At 58.2% G+C, this 11,510-nt stretch carries 12 protein-coding genes and 1 pseudogene; 4 read left to right on the top strand and 9 right to left on the bottom strand.

What is annotated here, in order from left to right:
- Positions 1-67: 67 nt before the first annotated feature.
- From ACVW1C_RS29870 to ACVW1C_RS29855, 4 genes are all read right to left on the bottom strand, one after another.
- Entirely contained in the window at positions 68-211 is a 144-nt protein-coding gene (locus ACVW1C_RS29870; RefSeq protein ID WP_456761357.1) for a hypothetical protein, read from the bottom strand.
- Positions 212-407: 196 nt separating this feature from the next.
- On the bottom strand, positions 408-839 hold the full coding sequence (locus ACVW1C_RS29865; RefSeq protein ID WP_456728056.1) for a PIN domain-containing protein: 432 nt from the start codon (positions 837-839) through the stop codon (positions 408-410).
- Positions 836-1,138: a hypothetical protein gene (locus tag ACVW1C_RS29860; RefSeq protein ID WP_456761356.1), complete on the bottom strand. Its 303-nt coding sequence runs from the start codon at positions 1,136-1,138 to the stop codon at positions 836-838. Before ACVW1C_RS29860 ends, ACVW1C_RS29865 begins: the two co-directional genes overlap by 4 nt.
- 77 nt (positions 1,139-1,215) lie before the next feature.
- Positions 1,216-1,551: a hypothetical protein gene (locus ACVW1C_RS29855; RefSeq protein ID WP_456761355.1), complete on the bottom strand. Its 336-nt coding sequence runs from the start codon at positions 1,549-1,551 to the stop codon at positions 1,216-1,218.
- A gap of 124 nt (positions 1,552-1,675) precedes the next feature.
- Here ACVW1C_RS29855 and ACVW1C_RS29850 point away from each other — a divergent pair.
- Positions 1,676-1,865: pseudogene (locus ACVW1C_RS29850) on the top strand (recombinase family protein); the annotation flags it as partial.
- Between the two features lie 157 nt (positions 1,866-2,022).
- On the opposite strand, the gene ACVW1C_RS29845 reads toward ACVW1C_RS29850, so the two are convergent.
- The 4 genes from ACVW1C_RS29845 to ACVW1C_RS29830 all read right to left on the bottom strand — a co-directional run bounded on the left by ACVW1C_RS29845 (position 2,023) and on the right by ACVW1C_RS29830 (position 5,332).
- A complete protein-coding gene (locus tag ACVW1C_RS29845; RefSeq protein WP_456761354.1) occupies positions 2,023-2,178 on the bottom strand; it encodes an SEC-C metal-binding domain-containing protein in 156 nt (51 codons plus the stop codon).
- A gap of 116 nt (positions 2,179-2,294) precedes the next feature.
- Positions 2,295-2,708, bottom strand: coding sequence for a hypothetical protein (locus ACVW1C_RS29840; RefSeq protein WP_456761353.1), 414 nt, complete (start codon positions 2,706-2,708; stop codon positions 2,295-2,297).
- 565 nt (positions 2,709-3,273) lie between these two features.
- Positions 3,274-3,480: a cold-shock protein gene (locus ACVW1C_RS29835; protein ID WP_050424578.1), complete on the bottom strand. Its 207-nt coding sequence runs from the start codon at positions 3,478-3,480 to the stop codon at positions 3,274-3,276.
- 223 nt (positions 3,481-3,703) lie between these two features.
- A complete protein-coding gene (locus ACVW1C_RS29830) occupies positions 3,704-5,332 on the bottom strand; it encodes an acyltransferase family protein (RefSeq protein ID WP_456761352.1) in 1,629 nt (542 codons plus the stop codon).
- A gap of 966 nt (positions 5,333-6,298) precedes the next feature.
- Here ACVW1C_RS29830 and ACVW1C_RS29825 point away from each other — a divergent pair.
- From ACVW1C_RS29825 to ACVW1C_RS29815, 3 genes are all read left to right on the top strand, one after another.
- Positions 6,299-8,539: a tetratricopeptide repeat protein gene (locus ACVW1C_RS29825; protein ID WP_456761351.1), complete on the top strand. Its 2,241-nt coding sequence runs from the start codon at positions 6,299-6,301 to the stop codon at positions 8,537-8,539.
- Between the two features lie 371 nt (positions 8,540-8,910).
- Positions 8,911-10,089 carry an MFS transporter gene (locus tag ACVW1C_RS29820; protein WP_456761350.1) on the top strand — a complete coding sequence of 393 codons (1,179 nt, stop codon included), beginning with the start codon at positions 8,911-8,913 and terminating at the stop codon, positions 10,087-10,089.
- Positions 10,090-10,105: 16 nt separating this feature from the next.
- The gene (locus ACVW1C_RS29815; protein ID WP_456761349.1) at positions 10,106-10,471 is read left to right on the top strand and encodes a DUF3088 domain-containing protein; all 366 of its coding nucleotides are present in this window, start codon (positions 10,106-10,108) and stop codon (positions 10,469-10,471) included.
- Between the two features lie 13 nt (positions 10,472-10,484).
- Here ACVW1C_RS29815 and ACVW1C_RS29810 read toward each other — a convergent pair whose 3' ends face one another.
- Entirely contained in the window at positions 10,485-11,456 is a 972-nt protein-coding gene (locus ACVW1C_RS29810) for a LysR substrate-binding domain-containing protein (RefSeq protein ID WP_456761348.1), read from the bottom strand.
- Positions 11,457-11,510 lie beyond the last annotated feature (54 nt).

Raw genomic sequence — 11,510 nt, 5'->3', positions numbered from 1 at the left:
ATGCTCAATGATCACGCCGGAGAAAGGGAGCTTCGGTAGATGGTCGAGGTGCTTCTCCGAAGGACTCTCAAGAGGGCGCGGTGAAGACGCGGTTGCGCGCATAGCCGGTACGCTCGTTCAAGATTTTATGCTCGACCAGTTGTTCTACCGCTTGCGAGGCTGCAGGCACCGTAATGCTGAGAAGCGAGGCCAGACGCTTGACGGTCAGCACCGGATAGTGCGGCAGAACATCGAGTGCGCACAGGCTGGCTGAGCCCTGGCGAAACTTCCGCCGCTTCCGCCATAGATCGCCAAGTGCAGATAAGGCGTCGCGAGTCTTCAGGAGCTCATTAATCGTTCCCGCACGGCGTGAGTGAGATGATCGCGGTTCAATGGAAACCAGGCGCTCCTCCTGTCATGCATTTCCCCTACAAGTCGCCGCGCAATGGATTGATGATCTGAAGTCCAGCAAAGTCTTTTTCGTTGTCCGTCACCACCACGCAGTCATTGGCATCCGCGACAGCGGCAATGATCATATCGAGTCCGCTGCGAGGCCGTCCGACGGCCTTCCCTTCCGCCATCAGCCGCGCCCAAACCAGGCCTGCTTTGTCGTCGAACGACAAAATACGCCCCGCAAACAGCGCTTGCGGTCCCTCTTGACCAACGAACCAGGCGTCGAGCGCATCGCGCTTCTTGCCGTGCGGCTTCTCCAGAATACCGCGTCGGATTTCGGCGACTGTCAGCGAAGCAATGAACAAATCCTCATCGCGCTGCTGGCCCATCCAGGCCAACAGTGACTCTGACGGCTTTGGCTTGACGATGTCGCTGATGATGTTGGTGTCGAGAAGATAACGCGTCACAGATCGGCCTTACGCCCTTCTTCACGGGGGCGCGTCAGGTCGAGATCGGCACCAACGAGCGGCGAGCGACGCAACGCACTCAAGATGCCACCGGGCTTCGGTGGCTCGCCAGAAACGGCCTGTTGCACGGCGCGTCGGAGATGCCCGGCTTCCGGCCCTTCCTCGGTCAACTTCCGGGCGAGCGTTCTGATGAGATCACGATCGGTCGCGAGGGCTTGGAGCTCAAACCGCACGATACCGCGCTTGGTCAGCCGGGATCGGTAATTTTCGATCGCCCTTTTCTGCGCATCATTGCTCACGGATCGCCTCACTGGTATATCTGGATATATAGCCGAACCTTCGGCTAGCCGCAAGACTGCGACGGTCTCTTGTGACGTCAGCAGCAGTAATAAAGGTCGGTGTGTTGTCCGGCGTGGCCATCAAACAGATTGCATCTAGCAGAGGCAATCACGAGAATATCTTCCGTGCGCTCGAATTTGCGATTTCCCGATCCGGTACGCTTCGCATCTCGGATCAGCGCACGACCACCACACAAGATACTGATATCGCTGGATATTTTCCCTCGCGTTGCGGCCGCAACTCGCTTCACGATGCGGAGCGATACGCGCAACGACAGGGGCGCCGCGGTGGCCCGACCAAGAGGAACAACAGCCGAAAAACTTCGCGTGGTCGCCGATACGGCGCCCGGAGCCCCGGCTGTAACCGTGGCCACATCGAAATCCGATCCGCGCCTGGTCAATCTGGTGCGCCTGCTTGCTCGGCAGGCCGCATGGGACTTTGTCCAAGCGGAAACAGTCAGACGGAAGCGTGACCGTCTCCCGGAATAGGGAGACGTCATGAAGGTCGCGCTCTACGCCCGTTACTCATCAGGCAACCAGCGCGACGCTTCGATCGAGGATTCAATTGCGTCTATGCCGCCTCCACGCCGAGAAGCAAGATTGGACTGTCGTCAACAGCTATACAGACCGGGCCATCTCTGGTGCATTGCTGCTTCGCCCCGGCATCCAGGAACTGATCAGCGACGCTTTTCGCGCCGTAGAATGATGGCAATGCGCCCGGGATAGTGCGGGGCCGGGACTTCGCACCATCTTCAGGTACTTGGAAAATGAGTCGGCAACGATGGCCGTCTGCTCTCCGAGATTGTTATCGATTGCCTTCAGGTGGTCTCGGAATTCGCCTTCGCTCAGGGAAAGAAAAGCGGGCTCGGACGAGGCTTGATTCCAGCTTTTGCCGCTCGCCAGTCTTTGCCGTTAAAGCAGCAATTGCGGGCGGTCTTCTGCGAACCGCACGGACAGGGGCCGTTTAAAACCGCTTCCCGCCTTCGCTTCCGCTCGCCCATCACGTACCCGCATGTTACGCCCCCTCAAACTTGTTTGTCTCATCTTCTCAGCACTACGGGTCAAATGCCGCACCCATCTTGGGTAGGGGACGGGCGATAGTTGGCGTCAAGCCACTTCATGCTGTACGCCGATCAGACCGGGCCTTCCTGCGGCGCCGCCGCGACCTGCGACGACGATCGCAGGGAGCAGCATTTGGCTTAGCGGCATCCAACGCATGCGCATGAAGTTCGTTGGACGAGGGATCGATGGTTGATTGGGGCCGCTCTCTTTGATCGGCGACCGCTCTTTCGAGCGCAGAGAGGAATTGCCTCCCCTCTTGCGTGATTTCCCAGCCGAGAGCGTCACGAATGACAAACTTCGCCGAAAAGATATTCAGATCCGGGGCATGTTCGGCCAACCGCTTCATGCGATCGGTCCAGTCGCGGCCGCTGTTCATCAGGATCTCCACGGCGCGTCGGACTTCACCAACAGAGGCCCGCCCGGTGGGCTGACCGGCCAGCACTTTCAGGACGGTCAGCTGGAAGGACACTTGCCGTGTCTCCGATGGGCTGTGTGTGCAGTTCCCGTCCAATGGGACAAGATCAGGAAAACGTCGTCAACAACATGCCGCCGTTAACCTCAACTATATTGGCTAACTACGAGCGCCGGCGTCCTGGGATTGCTCGCCAGCTGATGCGCGAGGAGTCCTCGAGCGGGCACGCTATCAGCATGCCGCAGGCTCGTATCGTCCATAACGTACGAACTCGCCTCGGTGAGCTCCTTCAGAACAAGCTTTGCGTCGGCCGGTGCAGCAAGTTGCTACAAGGACATGCGCGGCGTACACCTCCTGGCCCGCTGGGCGGGAGTGTACGGTTCGGACCATTCATGGCACCGAGGATATTGTGTCAGGTCCATACTGCTCCAAGGCGGGCAGAATCCGGAACTGCTGTGGCATCGGCGATGCAATGCCTTGATTGAAGCCGCCACGGGGCTTGCGGCAAAGCCTCAGTTGGAAGCGACGGTCGTGAAGGACCGCCCGGCTCACCAGATACAAGGCATCGCCGGACAGGTGCGAGATCACAAGTTGCAGAGGGCAGCCCGGAGGTGCGCTTCAATCAGCCAACCCGAAGATCCTCAGCTGACGTCTTGCCCGAGCGCCCGGCCTTGAGTTCGTAGCTGACCCGAGCCCCCTCCTCAAGGGTGGTGTAACCGGCCTTTTCCACGGCACTGATGTGCACGAAGACATCGGCACTTCCGTCCTCCGGCCGAATAAAGCCATAACCTTTACTGGAATTGAACCACTTCACAATACCCATTGCCACGGCGGCATCTCCATCAGTGAACCTTCGTGATCTAGCGAAGAGTCTCGCAGCCATCAAGATGGGCGGCAAAACGACGCTCGTCCGCCGCGGCAGTCACGTCCGCAACTTTCTTGCCCGATGACTGAGATGCTGACTCTTTTGTGCAGCCGCCGACAGCAACACCCTGACGTCGGAGATCCTCCCTTCAGGGGAGCGGGATTCGGATAGCCGTTCGGCCTGCGGCTCAATCATCGCGCGCCACCTTCTTACAGGAGAGCTGCAGGGCCGACGACGTCGCATGCGCATCCGGAGCCGAGCTAGAGTGAATGCTGCGGTCTCCGTTGCAGAACCAGGCGACGGCAAACTCCTTTGCGCAACCCGGCGCAGGATCGGCAATCCGTGCCGCCTCTGTACGAAAGGTACACTCGCTCTTACCATTACACGCTTCTGCAAGCGCATCCGTGGCGTTGCCGCGCGCTGACATCCAGCGGCAATTGCCGCCATACGTACCGGAAACAACCGAAATACCCGATTGCGTGATGGCATTCCCGCCCGCACCCCGCAGTGCATACACGGCCGCCGCACCAACAAGTGCGGCAAAGCCGACAGTTGCCAATCGCATCAGGAGCCTGCGCTGTTCCGTCGAGGCCGCCTGATAGGCGCCGCGAATTCGCCTGCGGGCCGGCACCTCGAAGCCGAAATGCAACAGGATCGCGGCGCAAGTTGCCAGGCCGAAAGCAAGAGCGAGTGCACCGAGATGGCCAACCAGTTGACTCGCCGTTTCCCAACGCACCACCGGAAAACGCCGGAAGATGATGACGTGTATAAGATAGAGGGCAAAGCTGGCCTCGCCCAGAAAGACAAGCCACCTTGCTGACAACAGCCGTCCTGCAGTGCTGGCGGGCTGAGCCGCCGCGACAACGATAAGCGCCACCGGCGCCGCCAGGGCGATATTGTTGCGTGCGATATCGAACAGGCTCATGGTAGCCCCAAATGGCGACTTGTGGGCGGTAAACCAGAACACCCAGCTAATCGCTCCGACGCCAACAATTGTCGCGACGTCGAGCAGAGCGCGAGACGGTCTAAAATCTTGCGCCGACCACACTTCATGGAGCCGCGCCAGGCAACAGCCCAGAACAAACTCCCACACCCTGCAAAACGGTGAAAAGTAGACGATCCAGAGGATCAGCGTGTTCTTCCAGTTCGGCAGAGCCGCCTCCGTTCCATAGGCATGAAGCGCAAACAGGTTGATGCGGCCCTGCAGCATGAGCACCGCAAGGTCGATGCCAAGCTCGATTGCGACGGCTCCGACGGCGCAAACAACCGCGGCGGGCATAGTTCTGATCCGCGCAAGCAGAGGGCAAACGAGCGGAAAAACGAGATAGAAAAACCACTCGGTGCTCACCGACCAGGAGACGATGCCGACCTCCTCGTACTGCCAGACGGGAGCTACACCGGCGATATTTGCGAAAAACCAAGTTTGAACCAGCCCGAGTTGAAACGGGACAAGATGCGTTGAGAATCCTTCGGCCGGCGCCTCGGTTCCGAGGAGCCGCGGCCAGACCATCGGTCCGGTCAGTAATTCGACGAGAAACAGAACAACAAAAAGAGGGTAGATTCGCGCTATGCGCGCCACGAGAAAGTCCGGGATCGCTTTCCGCGGGCTGCTCACAATCGAGCTGCCATAGTTGTATTGAATGACAAAGCCACTCAGCGTGAAGAAGACCGACATCCCGAGCAGGCCGAGTGTCCCGACGCTGATGTCGAGCCCGAGGCTGGGCCCCTGCAAGAACAGGCTGCCGCCGTGAGATATCGCGACCGCTGCTGCCGCGACAAACCGGATACCGGTCAGTGCGGGTATCTGCTTAACCATCGATGTCGCTCGTCATTTGCGAGTGGGTACAAATCCTGGGCGATCGATGGCACCAAAAGCACGCAGTTGGACACGTGCTAAAGGCAGGGAAGACTGATCGCATCACGCGAGCGTGCCTTGCGATCAGTCAAACTTCTTCGGAAGCTCAAATCGGTTATCGGAGCGCCCTCGCACCTTATTGGGAAGCCGGGCAGCGCTGAAACTCTGACTTCTGGTAGGGCGGCTCGGATTCGAGGTCCATATTCCGACCGGTTCTGGCCCATGCCACGTTCCCTGACGTCATATTTGAACCGCGCCATTGTCTCACCGGAAGCCTTCCTGAATGGGTTGGCGCCAGCTGCTCCCTCTGCGAAGGGAGCTTGGGGCGCAGGTACCCGATGAAAGCCCAGATCGAAGCACATGCTGTCGTAACTGGCAGCCTCACAACGGATACATGCACCAGTTCACGTCCTGTGTGGGGACCGCGAGGCTATCATCAGCCAGCCACACTAGGAGATTCACGTGCATCAGCGGAGCGTACAAGGTGCCTATCCTCGTGACACTCCTTGCGACGAGGCTCATCCTTACGCCCCCGCCACCAGCCGGCGCATGGCTGCCGATCCTGAGATCGCGATACCTGAACGCATCGCAAACGGAATGGGCAGCCAATCCGAGCCGCGCGTTCAATCTTTTTGACAGCGACTGCCAAGGAATCTCGCTGCGGATTGATGCAGAAATTTACTATTCTTGTCCGGCACGGCTGGCCGCGCTTTCGCTTGGGTCTGGCGTGCGAGAGAAGGAAAGGAACACGTGATGAAAAAGAAGATCGCTGAGATCAAGACCACGATCCGCACCACCACTCCGTACACGGGTACGCTCTAGGTTGGTGCGGCAGATGCCTTGGATGCATCTACCTGATGAGAGCATAGCGGCATCGGAGGGTGGTCGTTTCGGCCACCCTCTTTTGCGATAATTCGGGAGAGTAAAATGGTTGATCTGATCCAGCAGCGCGTGGTTTCAGCCATATCAGCATCCGTCGAGCTCAGTGCGATCACGATTTTGAAGGCGGAAGCGGGCATGGCACCGCTGCCGACGATCAAATCGGCACTCACAAGCTCCAATTCTAACTTCTCGATCACTGACGGCGACTGGCGGACCGGCGGCTATCTTGCCGGGCTGCAAGCGCTCATTGACGCCGAACTAAGGTGGGCCAAAGAAAATAGGCCCAAACTGGTTGAGGCGGCACAACAATCCTTGAAGCGGCTATTCCCTCTCCTAAACAGCGACGCCTTTACCGTGCCGAAGGATCTCACCAATACCTCGAGCAAAGAGGAGCGTACCCGATTCTATCATCATGAATATCAAAACAAGCTCCTGGTCGGACTAGCCGAATTCCTGATCAACTGCGCCCGACAGCTCAACGAGCGTCACATCATCGTCATCGATCGGGCGGCTGCCCTGTCCGGTTCGGCCAAGAACCTGATCAAACTGCTCGTCAGACTGGACGACGATGCGCGGCTGTTTCGGTTCATTCTGATCGATTATGAACAACGGCTCTATTTCCCGGACGCCAGCGAGGTTCATTTCGGCAGATATAGCTCGCAAGAGCTGGGGCCAACCTTTGATCCGGATCTTCCCGCGGAAAAGCACCGGCAGATCTATGAGGCAAGTGGCGGCAATCCGTTGATTGCAGAGGCTTTGAGCAAATGCACAGCGGCAGGGCTACCAGTTGTCGGCTATCTCGACCCGACCGCGACCGTGGACCTCCATCTGGCCAGTCTCAATACCGGGGAACGCCACAGCCTTCTCAAATCATACATCGAATCCAACTGCACGACGCCTGACCTGATCGCGCAACGAAACTATGCAACCTTCGATCCGGCGACGGCAGATCATCTACACGAGCAGCTGCACCACGCGTGCCTGGAGCGTTATCTGGCGGGCAAGGCGCCTCTCGTGATGCTTCATGCGCTATCGATACGGAACAAGTACAAGCGCTTGGAGTTGCTTGCGGAACCAAGTCAGATCCTCCAGAGCATTGGCCTGTACGATCTCTGGTTTGGATACTTCGGGGAAATTTTCGCCGACCCTGCGCTTCGCACCTACGGCTCCGGGGATGCCAGCGTGAATGCCGCCTTCATCAACGCGGCTTTTGTGCTGTACTCACTCGGCTGCGGGCGGGTGTCGGTTCCCTATTTGGACGAATTCTACAAAACGTTCCCAAAGAGCCGATACACGCCAACGGTTCTGTATGCCCAATCAATGACCTATGGACGCTACCAGCAGCCGGTCAACCTCACGCTGGCCGAAGAGTACGCGTTAAGGAACCTGGAGACCATTGAGCGGGATTTCAGGGGGCACGACAAGTATGATTACATCAAGGTGTTTGCAGAGAACGCCTATGCTTACATCAAGGCCAAACAGCAGAAGTACGGCGAAGCCCTCGCGCTTTGCGCCGAGGGCCTTGGCAAGATGCTCAAGGCGTATGGCGACGAGCGATTCAAGCTTCACCAATCGATTCTGGTCTACAACACCAGCCAGGTCTATGAACTCATCGACGAACTTCCTCGGGCCGAGAAGCAGTTGCGTGAGGCCATTGCGTATGATCCCTACTATGGAGAGTATCACAACGACCTGGGGAACCTGCTTTCGAAAGTGGCTGGAAGGGAAGCTGAGGCTCTGGAGGTCTATGCGCGCGCCATTGAACTTTGCCCACCCTATTATGAGGCTCACCTGAACAGGGCCGCACTTCGCAGCAGAATGGGGGATGCCGTTGGCGCGCTGGCCGATCTCGACAGGACACTTGTCATCAAGCCAAACGAATGGCGAGCTCATTTCGAGAAGGGCAACATCTTGATGCGGCAGGACAGGCCTAAAGCCGCTCTGGAGTCCTATATAGCGGCGGCCGAGATCAGTCCCAAAAACCCCGACCTACAGAGCAATCTCGGCCTCGCCTATTCCGAGCTTGGCAAGGCGCACGAGAGCATCGCACACTATCTTCGAGCCCTGGAACTCAACCCTCGGCATGCGCCGACCCACAACAATCTCGCCATCGAGTACTTCAACGAGGGCCGGCCAGATATGTCACTGAACCACGCGACTGTCGCTGTCGAGATCGGGGGAGATCCAGACTACCTCCTCACCCGTGAGCACATCGAGAAAAGCCTGCAAGCTGACCTGGCTTCGCGGCGGGACCGAGCTTCTGCACGTTCCGCGAAGGCGACGTGAGCTAGCGGCTCAGAGCACTCTTGCCATCGAGCCCGAGCGACGTGAGACAGGATCGCTAAGGACATGGGTGTTGCACCTCAAAGCTCCGGCGGGTCTAGCGGATGCTGTTGCGGCAAGCGCTGCAACTCAGGCTGACCGGCAAACAAGCGCACCTCGGCCGGCATAGTTGCGAATGGGCCGAACGCCACATGAGGTAAAGGGAGGTATATAGGTAAATAAGATGCCTTTTGCCAAGCCGTCATATTGCGAGAACGTTCGTCGTGGCTTGCGGGCTCGTCACACCGATGTCGCGTCACAAGACCTATGCCATCCACCTTCCCTTCCGAGTCAAGCGATATCCGCTCGATGATCCTCGATGAGTTAAGTCGACAATGAGCGGGGCGAGCACACGGCAGTTTGTCTACCTCTCGCATTTGATCATTCAGATCGGCGGCTGGGCGTTCCGTATCGGCATCCTGATCGGCCTTCTGCAATCCGGCATGAGCGCCGCGGGTCTCGGCATTGCGGTCACTTTTGCGCCGATCATGCTTGGCAGCCTCTTCCTGTCGCCCTTGGTCGACAGAGGCGATCCGATCTCAGCCATGATGATCGTCAATGCTGTTCGCATATGCGCGCTGCTCGCCATCTTCGGCAGCGACGGAGCCGATTCCTTTCAGAGCTATGCCGCAATGGCCGTCCTGAGCCTGGTCCAGCCGGTCTATTTGTCTGCGGAGGTTGCTTTCTTTCGTCGTATTACATCGGAAGATGGCATGATCTCGGTGCTGCGCAATATCGCCAATATCGACTGGCTGACCTATCTCTTGGGAATGTTTGCAGGCGCCATGCTGTCCGACCAATTGCACTTGCCCGGCGTTTTGGCCTTCAACATATCCGCTATCATCCTGTCCTTGATCGTGCTGCTTGGCATCAAGCAGCAGTTCAGAAGGACGCCAGCAGTGCTTGAGGCGCGCCCCTCCGGAACGGTGCTGGACTTGGCACCCCTCTATCCCGCATTCTTGGCTGTCTTTCTGCTCAACCTCGGCGCCGGCATCATCAACGTCTATCCTGCGATACATGCCACAGCTGACGGGGCTCTCGACAAAAGCGTACTACTGACGATCGTCATGGCTAATGGCGTATTGGCCTTGCTGGGCGCGCTGGCCGTCAAGCCGATTTACGACCTGCTAGGCGCTTTGCCAACTATTGCCGGAGCCGCGATGCTGCTTGCGGCATGCCTTGCAATGATGTCACTCGATGCCGGCCTGGCCTTGGTGATCGCGTCCAGCAGCGCGATGCTTGGTTTCGGCCAGATATTTGCGGCTGCCGCTCACGCGCACATGGTGTCTTCAGTGGCTCCGGACCGCGCCGGTCGCCTCTCCGGGTTATTTCAATGTTGCACCTATAGCGGCGTTGCAGGAAATGGCATTGCCTTGTCGCTTCTAGGTGATCGGCTTGCTCTCGGAACGATCGTTCTCCTATGTGCGGCGAGCGCATTTGTTGCCTTCGCCGTTGCGACCTTCGCGGTGGTCAGATCAAGGGATTCTCAAGCTTCATGCCCAGCCGATCGCTAGATCAGGGATCCACACCATGCCATGGGATCAGCTGTTCCTGTTAGAACACCCTTTTGAGGATCCGGCCTTGCCGGGACGACAATTCTATTGCTGGCAATGCTTGCTATTGGACGGGTTGCTGTCCGCGTTTCCAAGCCGCGCTGCGAGGCTCGACGTTCGTCGGATTTCCTGGGCGAGGCCACGAGCCGCGCTCATCGAGAGGCTTGGGCGGGATCATCAGTCCGCGCCGGTTCTGATTTTGGAAAAGGAAGGCCCTTTACCAGAGCATGCGAAGTACGCAAACGGGCTCGCCTATGTCGACGATGTGTTTGCAATCCTTGATCTTCTGGCTGCGCGCCACGGATTTCCGGCGCCTTGCGCTCGAACAGTCGGCACCTTGTAGGCCATGGTGGTCATCAACGACTTGATGCCAGCAGGAACCGATCGGGAATCTTCAATCGAGCGGCTTGCTTGATCTGCCGGGTTGTAGCTTCAAAAGCCGATGGCTGATGATCCCGGCCCAGTAGTTCTGACAGCGCCCAGCGCTCAAACTGTTTGATAGCCGCGCTATTGCGGGCTTGCGCGTTGACAAACATGTAGATTGAGCGATTTACCGGCACGAAGCCGAATGGAGCCACCAGCTCTCCTTTCTCAAGGTTGCTTCTGACCAGAATCTGCGAGGATATTGCGGCTCCCAGCCCACTTTTTGCCGCCTCCATAGTCAAAGAAAATGTATCGAAGACGACCTTGCGCGATTCTTGCAAGCATATTGCAGCTGCGCTGGCCCATTCGCTCCAGGCGTCCAGCCTGTCGGCCTCGTGCAACAGAGAGAGCGACAGAATATCTTCCGGGCTTTTGATGGCCTCGAGCGCAGCTGGCGCACAGACCGGGCCAATCATCTCATTTGAAGCGTGCACCTCGCGGTCGGGAAACGGCCGCTTCAGTGGGCCGGCGACAAACAATATGTCCAACGCACCAACAGCGAGCGCGTCAAGATCGGTTTCGGTTTCAAAGACAAGGTCAATGTCCGGATAGAGTTTGCGGAATCGACCGATACGGGGCAACAGGCCGTGCGACAAAAACGTGGTCGAGCACCCGACCACGACGGAGGGCCCTGCATGGCGCCTTCGTAGCTCGTAGCATCCCTTCTCGAGCATGGTGAACGCGCTCGCGCAGCTGCGCTTGAGCTGTTCGCCGTCGGATGTCAGCCGCACGCCCGAACTATGGCGCACGAATAGTTTCCTGCCGAACCAATCCTCAAGCAGGCGCATTTGGTAGCTTACCGCGCCTGTCGTCATATTTAACCGCTCGGCCGCCCTTGAGAAGCTTGGAAACTCGCTGACTGCCTCAAACAGATGGAGGCTTTTCAGGATCGGTAGCTTGCGCATCTTTCTTTCCTGCCTCTCACTGGGATAGCTGTTGTGGAGCCCTGCAGTGCACCG

It is taken from the genome of Bradyrhizobium sp. USDA 4011 (assembly GCF_054063415.1).
The sequence above is the reverse complement of the archived record's forward strand: the minus strand, read 5'-3'. Positions and strand labels throughout refer to the sequence as shown.